The 16,840-nt window shown below is 71.7% G+C and carries 15 protein-coding genes; 3 read left to right on the forward strand and 12 right to left on the reverse strand.

Annotation, left to right across the window (positions count from 1 at the left end):
- Positions 1 to 109 precede the first annotated feature (109 nt).
- Positions 110 to 964 (forward strand): SMP-30/gluconolactonase/LRE family protein, encoded by an 855-nt coding sequence (locus I2501_RS19425; RefSeq protein ID WP_196195342.1) that lies wholly within the window; start codon positions 110 to 112, stop codon positions 962 to 964.
- A 74-nt stretch (positions 965 to 1,038) separates the two neighbouring features.
- On the forward strand, positions 1,039 to 2,820 hold the full coding sequence (locus I2501_RS19430; protein WP_196195343.1) for a hypothetical protein: 1,782 nt from the start codon (positions 1,039 to 1,041) through the stop codon (positions 2,818 to 2,820).
- Here I2501_RS19430 and I2501_RS19435 read toward each other — a convergent pair.
- The 6 genes from I2501_RS19435 to I2501_RS19460 form a co-directional block, all read right to left on the reverse strand.
- Positions 2,773 to 3,333, reverse strand: a complete 561-nt coding sequence (locus I2501_RS19435; RefSeq protein ID WP_328806480.1) for a GTP-binding protein — start codon at positions 3,331 to 3,333, stop codon at positions 2,773 to 2,775. The genes I2501_RS19430 and I2501_RS19435 overlap by 48 nt on opposite strands.
- Positions 3,334 to 3,467: 134 nt before the next feature.
- Positions 3,468 to 4,214 carry a bestrophin-like domain gene (locus tag I2501_RS19440; RefSeq protein WP_196195344.1) on the reverse strand — a complete coding sequence of 249 codons (747 nt, stop codon included), beginning with the start codon at positions 4,212 to 4,214 and terminating at the stop codon, positions 3,468 to 3,470.
- On the reverse strand, positions 4,214 to 4,501 hold the full coding sequence (locus I2501_RS40275) for a hypothetical protein (RefSeq protein WP_196195345.1): 288 nt from the start codon (positions 4,499 to 4,501) through the stop codon (positions 4,214 to 4,216). Before I2501_RS40275 ends, I2501_RS19440 begins: the two co-directional genes overlap by 1 nt.
- Before the next feature lie 283 nt (positions 4,502 to 4,784).
- Positions 4,785 to 5,198 (reverse strand): DUF742 domain-containing protein, encoded by a 414-nt coding sequence (locus I2501_RS19450; protein ID WP_196195346.1) that lies wholly within the window; start codon positions 5,196 to 5,198, stop codon positions 4,785 to 4,787.
- 4 nt (positions 5,199 to 5,202) lie between these two features.
- Complete coding sequence (locus I2501_RS19455; RefSeq protein WP_196195347.1) at positions 5,203 to 5,616, reverse strand: roadblock/LC7 domain-containing protein; 414 nt, start codon at positions 5,614 to 5,616, stop codon at positions 5,203 to 5,205.
- On the reverse strand, positions 5,613 to 8,276 hold the full coding sequence (locus tag I2501_RS19460; RefSeq protein WP_196195348.1) for a sensor histidine kinase: 2,664 nt from the start codon (positions 8,274 to 8,276) through the stop codon (positions 5,613 to 5,615). The genes I2501_RS19455 and I2501_RS19460 overlap by 4 nt, the downstream gene beginning before the upstream one ends.
- A 376-nt stretch (positions 8,277 to 8,652) precedes the next feature.
- Between I2501_RS19460 and I2501_RS19465 the strand changes: the two genes are divergently transcribed.
- Positions 8,653 to 10,545: an AMP-dependent synthetase/ligase gene (locus I2501_RS19465; protein ID WP_196195349.1), complete on the forward strand. Its 1,893-nt coding sequence runs from the start codon at positions 8,653 to 8,655 to the stop codon at positions 10,543 to 10,545.
- Here the strand turns inward: I2501_RS19465 and I2501_RS19470 are convergent.
- The 6 genes from I2501_RS19470 to I2501_RS19495 form a co-directional block, all read right to left on the reverse strand.
- Positions 10,509 to 10,931 (reverse strand): VOC family protein, encoded by a 423-nt coding sequence (locus tag I2501_RS19470; protein ID WP_196195350.1) that lies wholly within the window; start codon positions 10,929 to 10,931, stop codon positions 10,509 to 10,511. The two genes, I2501_RS19465 and I2501_RS19470, sit on opposite strands and share 37 nt — an antisense overlap.
- 59 nt (positions 10,932 to 10,990) lie before the next feature.
- On the reverse strand, positions 10,991 to 11,833 hold the full coding sequence (locus tag I2501_RS19475; RefSeq protein ID WP_196195443.1) for an SGNH/GDSL hydrolase family protein: 843 nt from the start codon (positions 11,831 to 11,833) through the stop codon (positions 10,991 to 10,993).
- Between the two features lie 343 nt (positions 11,834 to 12,176).
- Positions 12,177 to 13,376: a Zn-dependent hydrolase gene (locus tag I2501_RS19480; protein WP_196195351.1), complete on the reverse strand. Its 1,200-nt coding sequence runs from the start codon at positions 13,374 to 13,376 to the stop codon at positions 12,177 to 12,179.
- 136 nt (positions 13,377 to 13,512) lie between these two features.
- Positions 13,513 to 14,541, reverse strand: a complete 1,029-nt coding sequence (locus I2501_RS19485) for a DMT family transporter (protein ID WP_328806481.1) — start codon at positions 14,539 to 14,541, stop codon at positions 13,513 to 13,515.
- Positions 14,538 to 15,704, reverse strand: coding sequence for an allantoicase (locus I2501_RS19490; protein WP_196195352.1), 1,167 nt, complete (start codon positions 15,702 to 15,704; stop codon positions 14,538 to 14,540). Before I2501_RS19490 ends, I2501_RS19485 begins: the two co-directional genes overlap by 4 nt.
- Positions 15,705 to 15,829: 125 nt before the next feature.
- Positions 15,830 to 16,753: a LysR family transcriptional regulator gene (locus tag I2501_RS19495; protein ID WP_196195353.1), complete on the reverse strand. Its 924-nt coding sequence runs from the start codon at positions 16,751 to 16,753 to the stop codon at positions 15,830 to 15,832.
- Positions 16,754 to 16,840: the final 87 nt, after the last annotated feature.

Here is a 16,840-nt window from a genome sequence, read left to right on the forward strand (position 1 = left end):
CTGTTGGAGTATCTGTCCGTGTGTCCGGTCCGTGAAGAACCATTGTGCGGCCTGCGAGCATGGTTGTGGGCACCGAGGCCCCACCTCGTCACAGAATCCGGAGCAGCACATGCCGTTGGAACATGCCGACGCCACTCCTCTCGTCCTCGGCGAGGGCGTCCTCTGGGACGCCGCGACCGGACGGGTCTACTGGATCGGCATCGAGGACCGCACCCTTCGATGGTTCTCGCACGCGGACGGTTCCGTCGGCGAGATCGCCCTGCCGACCATGCCGGGGACCGTCGCGCCCTACCGGGACGGCACGGTGCTGCTGGCCGTCGCCGAGGGGTTCGCGCTGCTCGACACCGCGACGGGCGACCTGCGCGTCGTCGCCGAGGTGGAGGGCGACCGCCCCGACCGGCGGATGAACGACGGCAAGTGCGACCCCTTCGGCCGGATCGTGGCCGGCACCATGCAGGTCGACGAGCCGCGCCGCCCCGGACCGCTCTACCGGCTGGAACAGGACGCGGACGCGGGAGCCGTCGTCGCCGTCCCGATCGCGGACGGCTTCCTGATCCCCAACGGCCTCGACTGGCCCGAGCCGGACCTGCTCTGGCACACCGACACCCCGCGCCGCCGGATCGACCTCTACGCCTACCCGGAGCACGGCCCACTGGCCGCCCCGCTGCGCTCGCTCGACGTGTCCCACCTCGACGGCGACCCGGACGGCATGACGCTGGACGCCGAGGGCAACCTCTGGATCGCCTTCTGGGGCGGCGGCGTGGTCCGCTGCCTGTCCCCGCAGGGCAAGCTGCTGGAGACCGTCGAACTGCCCGTGCCCAACGTCACCAACTGCGCGTTCGGCGGTCCCGGGCTCGACACCCTCTACATCACCACCGCAGGCGGCGGTCTCTTCCGTCATCCCGGACTCGGCCCGGGCCGTCCCGCGAACGTCTGGTCCGGATTCGCCCGGCCAGGCGAATAGTTGATCCCTGTTCCTCACTCATTGGGGTCCTTCGCCGCGTATGCCGGAATGTGTCGACTAGCGTCGGCCTCGCCATGCGGACCATCGTCAACCGACCACCCGTCGAACCACCGGCCGTCACCTCGAAGCCGGTCATCAGCCCGCTGCTCGCGCACCGGATCCTCTCACTGGTCGCGCTGCTCAGCCTGTTCCAGGGCCTTCCGGCCGACCTGCGTGACGAGGCCGTCAGCCGGGTCTACCTCAGCGCGGGCTTCGGCGTGCTCTACGGCGCGCTGCTGGCCTTCGCTGTCCTGATCTCGCTCGCCAGGCGGCCGGTGACGCTGCGTCGGCTGGATCTGGCGGTGCTCGGCGCCGCACTGGTCCGCCTGGTCCTCCAGTTCGGGGCCACCTCGGGCCGCGGCACGCTGCCGTACGGGGACGACGAGGGCGCGCTGGTCAGCATGGCCGCCCGCGCCTTCGCCGCGGGCGGGCACGTCTACGGCGCGCACTTCCCCACCGCCTCGGCGGTCTACCACGTGAGTCTGACGCCGCTGATGGACGGCAGGCCCGTCGACGTCTTCGGCTATCCACCGCTGAGCGTGCTGCTGAACGCCCCATTCGTGCCGCACGGGCTGCTGCCCGCGCCGTTCTGGGTGCCCGTGGCCGGGCTCTGGTCGCTGGCCGCACTGGTGGCCGCCGGGGTACTGATGTTCCGGCTGCTGCCGGTGCCGCTGCGGCCCGCCGCGACGCTGCTGCTCTTCGGCATGAGCTGGATGTTCCCGTACGCCCGCGACGGCTACCCGGTCTTCCTGACGCTGCCGTTCCTGGTCGTGGTGCTGGCGGGCTGGAGCCGGATCGGCGCGGGCGGACGCCTGGGGCGGTCCGGGGCCGTCTCCGCCTGCTGCCTGGGCGTGGCCGACTCGGCGCACCAACTCGCCTGGTTCCTCACCGCGTTCGTGCTGCTCGGGGTCCTGCTGCTGCGCCGGGGCGAGCTGCGCTCCTGGCGTCCCGCCCTGGCCGTCACCGGCCGCTACGCGGGCCTGGCCGGGGCGGTGTTCCTGCTGGTCAACCTGCCGTTCCTGATCCGGGACGGACTCGGCCTGGACGGAAAGGGCTGGGCGCCCGGGATCGTCGCCGTGCTGACCCAGCACGCCACCCCGCAGGGCCTCGGCCCCGTCGACATCAGCTACTACCTGACCCGGGGCAGCGGCGCGCTCGGGCTCTACTCCACGGCCGCGGCGGCGCTGCTGTTGGCCACCCTGGTGCTCCTCGCCCTGTTCCCGGCCCGGCTCGCGCCCGCGATCGCCGTGCTGCCGTGGCCGGCGTTCTTCCTGTCGACCCGGTCGACGGAGACCTACTTCATGCTGCTGACGCCGCTCTGGCTCACCGCGCTCGCCTGCAACGAGCGGGCGTCCTTCGCGACGGCGTGGACCTGGCGTCCGGCGACACGTCCGGCGGTGCTGCGGTCCCGCCCGGTACGTTTCGGGGTGCCCGCGCTGCTGGTGCTGCCCGCCGTGGTGCTGCTCGCCGTCGCCGTCCTCACCCCGCCGCCGCTTCAGGTGGCCGCAACCGCCGCGACGGCGCATACCGCGAAGTCGGCGAAGCCCTCGGCCGGTATCAGCCGGATCACCGCGACGCTGCGCAACACCGGCGACCAGCCGCTCACCCCCGCCTTCGCGACCAGCAGCAACGCCTGGATGGACCTCAACTGGCGGATCGTCTCCGGCCCCGCGACCCTCCCCGCGCACGCCACGGCCCGCTACACGCTGGCCCGGATCGGCGCGCCCTTCGCGCGCAACCCCTCCGGGCCGACCTACCTGCGCGTTCTCTCAGACGGACCGATGACCCTGACCAACGAGCGCCTGCTTCTCGGATAGCGCCAGCGAGACCGTCTCGACCAGCACCTCCTTGACGCTGTCCTTGTCCCGCGCGTCGCACAGCACCACCGGCACGCTCGCGGCCAGGTCCAGCGCGGAGCGGACCTCCTCCGCCGGGTACCGGGGCGCGCCCTCGAAGCAGTTGACGGCGACCACGAACGGGATCCCACGCCGCTCGAAGTAGTCCACCGACGGGAAGCAGTCCTCCAGCCGCCGGGTGTCGGCCAGCACGACCGCACCCAGCGTGCCCTGGGCCAACTCGTCCCAGACGAACCAGAACCGGTCCTGTCCGGGCGTGCCGAACAGGTAGACCGCCAACCCCGCCCGGATGTCGATCCGGCCGAAGTCCATGGCCACCGTGGTGGTCCGCTTGCCCTCCACGCCGACGGTGTCGTCGAGCGGTCGTCCCGCCTCGCTGAGCCGCTCCTCGGTGCGCAGCGGCCGGATCTCGCTGACCGCACCGACGAGCGTCGTCTTGCCGGCGCCGAAGCCGCCTGCGACAAGGATCTTCACGGCTACTGGATTCTTCACGGCAGCGGACGCGGCGCCACCGCTGTTCGCGCCAGGGTTCACGCGCCGCACCCTAGGGCACGGGCATGGGGGCGGGTCAAGCCGTCCACGCCCTGGTCGCGGTGCACGGCACCGGCTCAGGCCGCTCCCAACTGCTGGAATCTCGCGAGGCTCTGCACGTATGCGACGGGTGTCACATGGACCGGTCCCGCATAGGGGTGGGTCAGGTGCAGCACCATCCAGACCCCGAACCCGACCACCGCGCCGACCAGTCCCAACGCCACCGCCTCGCGGTGGCGGAAGGTGAGCCCGGCGATCGGCGCATAGAGCAGCACCAGCAGGCCGGTGCAGATCAGCGCCGGATAGAGCGGCCACGGCATGGTCGCCGAGGTGTCCGCGAGCCGGATCTGCCGGGCCGTGTAGACCGCGTCGAGATCGCTGAGCTCCTGGTCCTTGGCCGTGAGCGCGGTGGGAGTGGCGGCGGGCAGCGCCTCCACCTGCGCGCGGACCGCGTCCAGGCGTTGCCAGGCCGCCGGGCTGGCCTGGCCCGCGGCCATGGTGGCCCACTCCTTGTCGATGACGGCGCTCACGTACTCCTTGAGCAGCGGCCGGGTGGTGGTGTCAGCGTCCGTGTAGGCGGCGTTGAGGGCGCGCGACTCGTCGAAGGTGTGCCCGCGCGCGGTGTTGAGGTTGGACCAGGACCCGGCGATCAGAAAGGCCGCGATCAGCACGAAGGAGGAGAGCGAGGCCGAGCCGAGGAAGCCCAGCGCGCCTCCCGAGAACGCGCCCTCCTTCGAGCGGGTGGTCCGCCCGAACCCGGCGAGGACCAGCACCGCGAGCAGCCCGCCCACCACGGCAGCCGCGAGAAATCCCAGAGTGGTCATCAACGACCCCTTCCCAGCACGTGGTTGAGCGCGCCCGCCCCGGCGGCGACCAGGGCGGGAATGGTGATCGCGACATAGACGAACGCGGCCTCGGGCGCGGCGGGAGCCGCCGTCACCATCGGCTGCGCCAGCACGTGCGGCACGGCGGTGACGGCCTGGACGTGCGCGACCAGCACGGGTGTGGGCAGCGGAGGCGGCGGCTTGGGCGGCGGCGTCCGGTGCGGGGTCACCCGCAGGGGCGGGCGCGGGTGCACGACGACGCGCGGGTGCGGCCGGTGCGGAACCACCCGGACGCAGCTGAGCGGCGGCGGGAACGCCGGTGGTACGGGCGGCGGTTGTGGCGGGGTGAACGATCCCGGTCCGGCCGGTGGCACGACCGGCACGTGCGGGGGCGGTACCGGTGGGGGCGCACAGATCCCAGGTTGCATGCGCCGAAGCTGCCCGCGCGCCCCGACGCCACGCCGGAGCCGCCGCCGATTGACCCGTCCGGGCGACAAATCGTCGAACGGGCTTGCAGGGCAGGCACGTCAGCGCGTGCCAGACGTCACCCTGCTCAACACGGCCAGGACGTCAGAGCGCGCGCAGGCCCTGGATGACCTCGCGCAGGATCTGGACGTCCGGCAGCTCGGCCAGCGGCACCGGCCGGGTGACCTGGATCAGCTCCGCCGCCAGCAGGTCGCCGAGGAGGATCCGCACGACGCCCAGCGGCAGGTCCAGGTCCGCCGCCAACTCCGCGACGGACAGCGGCCCGTGGCGGACCAGGTCGAGGATCGCCTCGTGCTCCGGGTCCTGCGCGTCCTCGTCCGCGATGCCCGGCTCGCGCGGCACCGCGCTGATCTGGGCGACCACGTCGAACGCCTCGGACCCGGAGTGCCGGGTCCGGCCCCGGGTCAGCGTGTAGGGACGCACCAACTGGGCGGTGTCCTCGTCCCAGTCGTCCGCTCGCCCTACGGCGGCCTCACGGCGGTCCTGCTCCCCCGGCATCGGGTCACCCCGCCGACGCGGACGCCCGCGGCTCGGTGCCCAGGTGCTCACCGACGCGACGGACGAGCAGCGCCATCTCGTAGGCGATCAGGCCCACGTCCGAGTCCGCCTCGCTCAGCACGGCCAGGCAGCTGCCGTCGCCCGCGGAGGTGACGAAGAGGAAGGCCTGGTCCAGCTCGACCATGGTCTGCCGGACGTCGCCCGCCTCGAAGTGGCGGCTCGCGCCCTTGGCCAGGCTGTGGAAGCCGGAGGCCACCGCGGCCAGGTGCTCGGTGTCCTCACGCGCCAGCTCCCCGGACGCGCCGGTGGCCAGCCCGTCGCTGGACAGCACCACCGCGTGCCGGATCGTGGGCACCCGGCGGACCATGTCGTCCAAGAGCCAGTTGAGGTCGCCGGACGGCTTCGTCGTGCCGGTCATCGGGTGGGTCCTTCCGGTGTCGGTGCTGAATCTGGTGCTGCGTCAAGAACGGAGTCGGATGCCGACCGCCAAGGTGCCGGGGCCGGTGCCGGTGCCGGCGCCGGGTCGGCCGCGGCGCGGCCTCGGGCGAGTCCGCGCTGGAACGAGGCGAAGACGGCGCGGGCCTGTTCGGGTGTGCGCTCGACCTGGTCGACGGCGGGCGCCGCGGGCCGGGACGCGGAGTCCGGTTCGAGTGCGCTCCGCAGTTGCGGGGCCAGGTTGGCCTGGCGCACGCGCCTGGGGAGTGCCGGTGCGACGGCGGTCTCGGTGTCGCTGCGCAACAGGATCTCGTCCGCCAGCACGTCCTCGTCGAGGACGTCGTGCCGGAGGTCGGACCGGGTCTCGGAGCGCACGTCCTGACGGACCTCGCGGGGCGCCTCGCGGACCACCTCGCGGCGTGCGTCGGTCCGGCGGCGGCGCGGAAGCCTCGGGGCGGTGAGGCCGACACCGTCGCCGTCCTCCGACTCCGGCCCGTGCGGACGCGGACCACCCAGCGCGGGCCGGTCCGACGCGTCCAAGCCGGACCGGTCCCCCTCCAGGACCGGACGGGTCCGGCCCGCGGGCGTCAACTCGCGCGCCACCCGCGTGAGCTGGGGCACGACCACCTGCTCGCCGGTCGCCTCGACGCCGCTGACGTCGGCGTCGCCGGGGCGCGGCGGCGCGGGGGTGAGCAGGGCGTGCGGGAGCAGCACGACCGCCGTGGTGCCGCCGTAGGGCGAGCGCCGCAGCGACACGCGGACGTCGTGGCGGGCGGCCAGGCGGCTGACTACGAAGAGCCCGAGCCGGTCGGTGTCGCCGAGGTCGAAGTCGCCGCCGGTCGCCAGCCGGTCGTTGGCGGCTGCCAGCGGCTCCTCGCCCATGCCCAGCCCGCGGTCGTCGATCTCCAGCACGAAGCCGTTGGCGACCTCCTCGCCCTGGATCCGCACCTGGGTGTGCGGCGGCGAGAAGACCGTGGCGTTCTCGACGAGTTCGGCCAGCAGGTGGACCAGGTCGGAGACCGCGCCGCCGACCACCGCGACCGGGGGCATCCGGTGCACCCGGACCCGGGCGTAGTCCTCGATCTCGCCGACCGCGGCGCGGACCACGTCCAGCACCCGCACCGGTCGCAGCCAGGTCCGGCCAGGGGCCGCGCCGGAGAGGATGATCAGGCCCTCGGCGTGGCGGCGCATCCGGGTCGTCAGGTGGTCGAGCTTGAACAGGTCGTCCAGCTCGCCCGGGTCCTCCGCGCGGCGCTCCATCTCGTCGAGCAGCGACAGCTGCCGGTGCAGCAGCGCCTGGCTGCGGCGGGCCAGGTTGACGAAGACGGCGGAGATGCCGCGCCGCAGCTCGGCCTGCTCGACGGCGGCCTCGATCGCGGCGCGCTGCACCGCGTTGAACGCCCGGCCGACCTGCGCCAGTTCGTCGTGCGAGCCGTCGGCGTGCTTGCCCTTGGAAGGCCTGCCCCCGCTGGGCGTGGCCAGCGGCGGCGCCTCGACGGCCACGTCGACCTTCTCGCCGTCATGGAGCCTGCGCATCACCGACGGCAGCCGGACCCCGGCCAGCTCGAAGGCGCCGTTGCGCAGCTCGACCAGCTCGCGGACCAGACGGCGGCCGATCCGCAGCGAGATGACGATCGTCGCGATCACCGCGAGCAGACCGAGCGCACCGGCGATCCCGTCCTGCCAGATCACCCGCATCGCGTAGGAGGTGGCCTGCTGCCCGGCCAGTTGGGCGGCCTGCTGGTCGATGTCGCTGAGCCGGCTCAGGTTGACGCCGACGCTCTGCTGCCACTGCTGGTAGCTGAGCCGGTTCAGCGCCTGCGCCGCTCCGAGCTGCGCGGCGTCCGACTGCAGCGCCTGCAGCTCGAAGTAGTCGGAGCTGCTGAGGTACGGGGTGTAGAGCGCGGCGATCGAGGACGGCAGCTCTTCGGTGTGGACCTGGAGCAGCAGCTGCTGGGTCGCCCCGGTCGACAGCATCTCCTGGTACTGCTGGTCGTCGAGGGTGCCCTGGAAGTGTGCGCCCACCTCAATCGCGTCCTCGCGGGAGAGGTACTCGCGGGCGCGGACGATCTCGATCAGGTTCTGTGCGGTCCGTGCCAGGTCGCCGCCGCTGACGTCGCTGAGCTGGAGCCGGAACTGGAAGAAGGGGTCCTGCCCGACCGTGTACCACGCGTAGACGCTGTACCAGCCCTGGTAGTTGCCGTTGATCGCCTGCCGTTCCAAGGCCAGACCCTTGAGCTCCGTGTCGATCAGCCCCAGCGTGCTCAGCTCGGCGGCGTTCAGCCCGGAGCGGTGGCCCCGATCGTTCGCGTGGCGCGTGAAGGCGGCGGACGCGGCGTCAGTCGCCGCCTCGGCCTGGCGCAGTGCGCTGAGCTCGGCGGCAGGGGGCGTGGTCGGCCGGCCATCGGCGGAGAGCGAGGCCGCGGTGTAGGCGACGGCGGCGCGGCGCTCGTCCTGCAGGGCGCGAGAGAGGGTGTCCGCAGGCGTTCCGAACCACTGGTAGTCGCTGCTGACCCGCATCAGGCCCCAGACCTGGCTGACCGACTGCACGGACGTGTAGGCCCAGAGGGCCGTCAGTGCGGTCAGCGGCACCAGGAGCAGCGCGGTGATCTTCGCGCGGATGGATCTGCGGCGGAAGCGCATGGATTCCTCTCAGGTCCCGGCAGAATCGCCGCGACTCTACTACTCGCAAGGACGTCAGTTCGACAGTGGAGGGACACAGATCGCTGCACTTCCGATGACATCTGTCACCACATCTCCAGCCCGGCTCCGCTGACGCGACCGATACGCCGTCGATACGGCACCGCCACCGGGCCGCAGTGTCACCACATTTCACGGTCATATCCGACAGATCACCCCAAATCACTTGTCATCCTGGGAAGTTGGTACACAGAAGGCAGGCAGGTGCGGTGGGGGTCCTGTGAAAAGGCTGGAGCATCCCCCGCGCCGCTCTGGTTCATGGCGTTTACCTGGGGTAACTTGCGGGTTCTCCACACGCAGGGTGATGAAAGGGTGCCGGATGCGTGAGTTCAGCGTTCCGGCATTGGTCCGGGCACAACGGACGGAAGGCCTCGCCGACTCCGTCTTCCGCACCGCCGAGGAGACTCCGCTCCTCCCGGTGTTGAGCAGGCGTACCGCGATCAACCCGGACGCGACCGACGAGGCGCCATCCCCGCAGGGGGCCACCTGGCACGACGTCACCGCGGCGCAGTTCCGCGACGAGGTCCAGGCGCTCGCCAAGGGCCTGCTCCAGCAGGGCATCCGCTTCGGCGACCGGGTCGCGCTGATGTCGCGCACCCGCTTCGAGTGGACCCTGCTCGACTACGCGCTGTGGTCCATCGGCGCGCAGCCGATCCCGGTCTACCCGACCTCCTCGGCCGAGCAGGTCCGCTGGATCCTCGGCGACTCGCACGCGGTCGCGTGCATCGTCGAGCACGAGGACCACGCGATGACCGTCGGCTCGGTCTGCGACAGCCTCCCCACGCTGCGCCGGATCTGGCAGCTCGACGCCGGCGCCCTGCGGCAGATCGCCTTCGCCGGACGCTCCGTGCCGGACGAGGAGATCGAGCGCCACCGCGCGGCCGTCACCTCCGACACCGTCGCCACGATCATCTACACCTCCGGCACCACCGGCCGTCCCAAGGGCTGCGTGCTGACCCACGGCAACTTCATGGCCGAGTGCGACAACCTGGTGACCCAGTACGAGTCGGTCTTCGGCGCCAAGGGACGCGGCGAGCAGGCCTCGACGCTGCTCTTCCTCCCGCTGGCCCACGTCTTCGGCCGGATGGTCCAGGTCGGCGCGATCCGCGCCGGGGTCCGGCTCGCCCACGAGCCGAGCCTCAGGCCGGCCGACCTGTTGCCGTCGCTGGCGTCGTTCGGCCCGACCTTCCTGCTGGCCGTCCCGTACATCTTCGAGAAGCTGCTGCAGCGCGCCCGCCAGCGGGCCGAGGAGAGCGGACGCGGCGGCATCTTCGAGAAGGCCTACAACGCCGCCGTCCGCTACGCCGCCGCCCAGGAGCGCGCCGCGTTCGGCGAGGGCCCCGGGCCGACGGCCGCGCTGCGGATGCAGCACCAGTTCTACGAGTCGCTCGTCTACGGCAAGGTCCGCGCCGTGCTCGGCGGCAAGCTCCGGCACGCCATGTCCGGCGGCTCGGCGATGAACCGCGAGCACGCGCTCTTCTTCAAGGGCGCGGGCGTCACCGTCATCGAGGGCTACGGCCTCACCGAGACCACCGCGGCCAGCACCGCCAACCCGCCCGACCGCCCGCGCTTCGGCAGCGTCGGCCAGGCGATCCCCGGCACCAGCGTGCTGATCGCCGAGGACGGCGAGGTCTGGGTGCACGGCGGCCAGGTCTTCCAGGGCTACCTGAACAACCCCGAGGCCACCGAGGACACCCTGCGCAACGGCTGGCTGGCCACCGGCGACCTCGGCCGTCTCGACAGCGAGGGCTACCTCTGGATCACCGGCCGCAAGAAGGAGATCATCGTCACCAGCGGCGGCAAGAGCGTCGCGCCGGTGACCCTTGAGGACCGGATCCGCAACCACCCGCTGGTCAACCACTGCATGCTGGTGGGCGACAACCGGCCCTTCGTCGGCGCACTGCTGACCCTGGACCCCGAGGCCCTGGACCACTGGCAACGCCGCAACGGCCGACCCCAGTTGAGCCCCGCCCAGGCCGCCCATGACCCGGACATCCACGCCGAGCTGCAACGCGCGGTCGTGACGGCCAACACCGCCGTCTCCCGGGCCGAGTCGGTGCGCGCGTTCCGGGTCCTGGCGATGGACTTCACCGAGCAGTCCGGCCTGCTGACCCCCTCGCTCAAGCTCCGCCGCCGCGCGATCATCCGCCACTGCGCGGTGGACATCGAGGCGCTCTACGCCTCGTCGGCGCAGGCGGCACTGTCGACCTGAGGAGTCTCGTCGTAGACGAGCTCCAGCTCGAATCCTTGACTGTCCGTCAGGTGGAGCGCCTGGCCGGTGTCCACCCGCAGCTGCCACCCGGCGTCCCGCGCCGTGGTGAACACGGCCTCGGGCCGGACGGGCGTGCAGCGCAGCGCGAGGTGGTTGATTCCGGCCCGGAGGCGGTCGTGCCCTCCGGGCCGGAGCGCCGGCGACTGCTCGATCACCACATAGCTGCCGTCCCGCCGCCAGCTGCGGCCGTTCTCCCAGTGCTGGAACGGCTTGCAGCCGAGCACCCCGAGCACCGGGCCCCACTGGCGTTCGGCGAGGGCCAGGTCGTCCATCCACAGCTCGACGTGATGGACCAACGGTCCGTGCGGCGGGGTCTGTTCAGTCATGCGGCAAGACTAGGCAACGACACTGACAGCACCGGCACTGACGGCACCGGCGCGGAGACTCAGGCGTCCTTGCTGAACACCGGCAGGAAGCCGTCCGCCTGCCCCGCCGAGGTGGGGTGGTAGGACTCGTCTATCGGCAGCGTCGTGCTGTGCAGCCAGGAGTCGTTCGAGCAGATCTCGTGGCCCTCGAAGGCGCTGCGCACGTCCGCGAAGGTGAAGCCGTACTTGGCGGCCTCCTTGGCGGTGACCGAGTCCAGGTCGTCGGCCGCGCCGTTGATGGCGGTCCGGCTGGTGTCCCCTATGCCGAAGAGGCAGGAGCCCGGCACCTCGTAGAGGTGGGGGTAGTCCAGCACCACCACATGGGCGTTGGGCGCCTTCGACTTGATCGCCGAGTAGACGGCGTCGAGCTTGGGCGCGAGCTGGGTGTTGACGAAGTTCTCGTCCGAGGAGACCGCCGAGAGGCAGGAGCTGGTGCCCTCCAGGACGCAGGTCTCCATGGTCGACGCGAAGCCCGCGTCGTTGCCGCCGATGGTGATGCTCACCTCGGAGGTGCTGCTGCTGAGCGTCCCGAGCTGACTGCTCAGCACATCGCTGGTGGTGGCACCGCTGCACGCCTCGAAGCTGAAGCTCGACGGCGAGTGGGCCTGGGACCACAGGTACGGGTAGGCCAGCGTGCTGCGCTCGCAGGAGCCGCTGGAGGAGATGTAGCTGCCACTGCCGACGCCGGAGGAGTACGAGTCGCCCAGGGCGACGTACCCGCCGCCGGCCGCCTGGGCTCCCGGCGCCAGGGCGAGGCTGCCGGCGAGCAGCGCCGCGGAGGCCGCGGCTGCGGCGCCGAGGCGACGGCCTGCGGTTCCGGAGACTGCGACTCCGGGGGACGTCGGTCTGGGGAATGCGGGCATGCGCATGAAACCCTCCACTGCAACGTGGTGGTACACGACTGTGAGGTGGGACACAGTGCGACGCGCGTCACGTCATGTGTACCAGCGGGTAACCGGTCGGGGAAGTGTGCATGCCAGCAAATGCCCTGAAAGGTTGAAGATTTGCCGCCCGTTCAGGTAATGATGCGTCAGATATGCGCCAGATGTGGGTCAGATGTGCAACGAGAGCTCAGCTGAGGAACGAGAGGCGCACGGTAAGCACGGGTGACCCGTGACCGGCCCCGACACGCCTTCAGGCAGTGGGGTCGATCACGGGTCACAGTCGCGGGCCGCCGAAGGCCGTGCGGCGGGGCGCCGGCGCGCGTCAGGCCGCGGCCGCCAGCACCGGCGGGGCGGCCGACAGCGAGTCCTGACCGGTCGTCAGCCGCTCGGCGGTGGCCACGGCCGTGTCCAGCAGCGCCTGGGTGCCCAGGACCAGTTGGTGGTCGGGCGTGTGCTCCAAGGCGTTGTGGCTGATGCCCGAGGTGCTGGGCACGAAGATCATGCCGGTGGCGACCCGGGTACTCATCACGCTGGCGTCGTGTCCGGCGTAGGAGGCCATCCGATCGGTGCGGTCGCTGCTGGCCCGGCAGACCTCGTCGGCCATGCGGACGATCTCCGGGTTGAACTCCGCGACGGGCTTGGCGGACGCCTTCCGGATGGTGCAGGTGCAGTTCTCCTCCTCCGCGATCCGCTCGTACGCCTCGCGGAGCGCGGTCCGGGTCTGGTCCAGGACCGCCTCGCTGATGCCGCGGATCTCGATCTGGAGGGTCGCCTCCCCCGGAACGACGTTGGCGGCGCCGGGTGTGAACGAGCAGGAGCCGACATTGCCGATCAGTCCGACGGGGTCGATGCTCTGGCAGATGGGGCGGAGCGCGGCCGCGGCACGGGTCGCCGCACGTCCGGCGTCGGCGCGCATGTCGAACGGGGACGCGCCGCCGTGGTTCTCCTGTCCGTGCATGACGATCTCGTAGCGCTCGACGCCGACGATGCCGGTGACCGCCGCGAGGTCGAGACCCGCGGCCTCCATCCGCGGGCCCTGCTCGACGTGGACCTCCAGATAGGCGGCGATGTCGTCGATGTGCGGACTGTCGGCGAGGAAGGTCGAACCGCCCAGGCCCCCGTTGGAGTCGGGCGCCACGCCCTCCTCGTCCCAGAAGGCCACGATCTCGATGTGGTCGGCGGCCGGATGCCCCGTCTCGACCAGCGTGCGCAGCACCTCGATGGCGGCGACCACGCCGTAGGCGCCGTCCAGGTGACCGGCGGCCGGGACCGTGTCGGCGTGGGAGCCGAGCAGTACCCATGGGCCGGTGCTGCCTGGTACACGGCCGAAGACGTTGCCTATCTCGTCGCGATGGCCGGTCAGTCCGGCGACCTGCATGGTTTTGCTCAGCCAGTCACGCGCGGCGAGGTCGGCGCGCGACCCCGCGACACGGTGGATCGCTCCGTCCGGTCCGGCCCCGATCTGCGCGAGGTGCGTCAGCTCGGTCAGGAGTCGCTGGGCGTTGATGGACGGGGTGTTCACGTTCGTGGTCCTCCTCGTTGCGCGGTCGCTCGGCACGGTGCCGGCGAGGTCCGCGGTTGCACGGTTCAGGGTTCTCAGTTCGCGTTCACAGTTCGCGGGTGGAGCGGTGGTGCTGAGGGACAGTCCGGTGCACGGGTCAGGAGCTGAGGGCGACGCCGATGACGATCAGCGCCATGCTGGCCAGCTGCGGAGTGTTGATCGGCTCGCCGAGGGTGAGGTAGGCGAGCAGGGCGACGACGGCGGGTTCGAGGTAGTAGATGACCGAGGCACGGCCCACCCCGACCGTGGCGATGGCCTTGTTCCAGCAGAAGTAGGCGACCGCCGAGGAGAGCACGCCGACGTAGAGCAGCGCGCTGACCGTGGTGACGTGGACGGGGAACCCGCCCTGCGTGGTGAGGCTCCAGGCGTAGGCGGGCGCCAGGAAAGCGGTGCCGAGCCCGAAGGTGGCCAGCAGCAGGCTGAGCCCGGAGAGGCCGGCCGGCTTGCGCTTGAGCATCAGGGAGTAGAGCGCGAAGGTGGTCATCGCGGCGACCATCCACAGGTCCCCGGACGAGAAGTGCAGGTCCAGCAGTGTGGTGAGCGAGCCGCGGGTGATCAGCACGACGATCCCGACCAGGGACAGCGCCGCCCCGGCCCAGCGGCGTGGCCCCATGGCCTCCTTCCAGACCAACCGGGCGCCCAGCGTGATCACCAACGGGGACGCGGCGGCCAGCAGGGCCATGTTGGTGGCCGGACTGGTGCGCCCGGCGGTGTAGATCAGGGTGTTGAACAGCGTGACGCCCAACAGCGCGGCGCAGCTGAGGAACTTCCAGTGCGCCCGCACGACGGCCCACTCACGGCGCAGGTGCCTGACCCCGAAGGGGGCGACGGCGCAGAGGGCGATGACCCAACGCCAGAACGCCAGTTGAACCGGGGGGATGGAACGGGCCATGGCATCGGCGATGATGAAGTTCCCCGACCAGATGACGGTGGCGAGGGTGGCCAGTGCCAGTCCGATGACGGCCGCCCGGCCCCGGATGCGACTGCCCGGGGGCGCACTCTCCGGGGGCGCACTGTCCGGTCCCGTTCCGGATCGGGAGCTACTGAGATCTGTCTGCGGGACCTCCGACAGGGCGTCAGAAGGGCTCTCGGGCTGGACGTCAGGGCGCGGGCTGGTGAGCGTCACGCGTGGGTCTCCTCTCGAAGGTGAGTGAGCAGCGCCGCAGGTGCGGCGGCGCGGGCCTGGCCGAGGCTGGTGAACGGCCTGTCGGCCAGGAAGGTCTCGACCTGGCCCGGTTCCGGCCCGGGGGTTCCGCGTGTCCCGGGCCGGTCGAGCAGTGCGGTCAACGCCTGGCCGGGCAGCGTGTTGAGCCACCCGAGCGCGAGCGACGCCCGTCCCGCCGGGGCGAGTTCGCCCCACAGCCGGAGCCGCGAGGCACCACCGCCCGGGAACAGGTCGAGCCGGACATGACTGGAGGGGCGCGGCGTCGGCACCAGGAAGCGGTGCCGGGTGTCGGGCAGCAACGGTGTGGCGGGCAGCAGTTCGAACCAGCGCGGAAGATCGTCCCCGCTGTCCGAGGCGTTGAGCCCGTACAGGGCCGCGCGGCTCGGTGCGTCCACGCCCTGGAACGAGGTGTCGATGTCCACCTGACGCACCGTGCCCTCGGCGGCGAGCCGGAGGTGGACCCAGTCGTGGGAGGCGTCCCGCCGACGCGGCGGGACCCAGCCGGGGCCGTCCGGCCCGCCGGGGACGGTCAGCCGTGCGGCGGGGGCGTGGGGGTGTTCGCCGCAGTGGTCGACCACCACCGCGCCGTTCTCCTGCGCGGCCAGGTCGATCCAGGCGGCGCGCAGCAGGGTCGTGTCGGGCACGACCGTGCCGTGGGCCCGCAGCCGGGCGAGCGCCCCGTCGGGCTGGACGATGATCCGCAGGTGCGTGTAGCGGTGCGGGTCGGTGACGTCGAAGGCGTTCTCGGCGTCCGGCCGCAGGGCCACTCCGCGCAGCAGGGTCGTCCACGGCAGTGCCGGGTCGGTCAGCTGCTCGGCGGCCGGGTAGCCGTCCCAGCAGTGGGCCTGGACGGTGACCGAGTCGGGGCAGTCGTCGTGGAGGTGGCGGGTGTCGAGCACCACCGTGCGCAGCACACCGGGCTCGCCCAGCCGGACGATCACCCACTCGCCGACAGGCGCCGTGCGACGCCGCGCTCGCCAGGCGTCCGGCGTTGTGCCCGGGGCCGTCGCGACTGGGGGCCGAACCCTCAGCAGCGCGTCATGGCGGCCTGCGGAGTCGTCGCTGGAGGCAACCACGCTCGCACCGAGGTCGCGCCCGGTCAGGTCGAGCAGTGCCACAGGCATGGTGCACACCTCCGGTTCGGGTCAACTGGCTTGTGCGGCAGACGGGATCGTCGCCGCACAACCAGTTGACCGGCCGGGCCGGTGGTGCGTCCATCGAGCTTTTCGTAAGCGAAGTTTCAGTACGTTTACACGGACGGGTTGTAGCGGCGACGGTCCTCGGCGACGCGCTGAAGACTCCGTACGACCACCTTCAGGCGCGGGGCGGTCTCGGACCCCCTGCGCACCGCCCCTATGACGTGGCGCCGGGGTTGATCCTCCGTCAGCACCCGGATCCGCACGCCAGGACGCCGGGCGTCCACCAGACGAGGCACCAGCGCCACGCCCATCCCCGCCTGCACGATCGCCAGGATCGCGCCCCAGTCCGAGGCGGTGTGCGCGGCGATGGGAGCGAAGCCCACCTCGGCGCAGGCCGCCAGGGTGATGTCCCGCCACGGGCCCGACGCGCCGAAGACCCAGGCCTCCTCCGCCAGGTCGGCCAGATGCAGCCCGGCTTGCCCCGCGAGGTGGTGCCCCGCGGGCAGCGCGACGTCCATCGGGTCCGCCAGCAGTGGGAAGCTGACCAGCCGTCCGCCGGCCACGGCGCCGTCGGTGTGCGCGGCCAACGACAGCGCCACGTCAATCTCGCCGCGCTCCAGCAGTGTGTAGACCTCGGCCGCCTCGGCTTCGTGCACGGAGGCCTGGAAGGTGGGGCGGGACTGCCGGAGCAGGTCCAGCGCCGGCATCACCAGCGCCTCCACTCCGGTGGCGAACGAGCCGATCCGGACCAGCCCCTCCTCACCGCCCAGGTACGCCTCGATCTCGGCTTCGGCGGCCTCCAACTGGGCGAACACGGCATCACCGTGACGGAGCAGCAGATGCGCCACCTCGGTCAGGCGCACCCGCCGCCCGTCCGGCTCGACGATCGGTGCGCCGATCTGCCGACTCAGGCTGTTGAGGGTCTGCGACACCGCCGAGGGGGTGAGGGAGAGCGCCTGAGCCGTGGCGGTGACCGTGCCCTGGCGCTTCAGCTCGGTCAGCACACGGAACTTCCGTAGATCCCATTCGATCATTCAGCCGAGGCTACGGATCACTCGGTCGTACAGCAACAACCGTCCGACGGGCGGTCACCGGCCGCACAGCCGACCGGTCGAGAGCGG

Source organism: Streptacidiphilus fuscans, assembly GCF_015690355.1.
Taxonomy (GTDB): domain Bacteria; phylum Actinomycetota; class Actinomycetes; order Streptomycetales; family Streptomycetaceae; genus Streptacidiphilus; species Streptacidiphilus fuscans.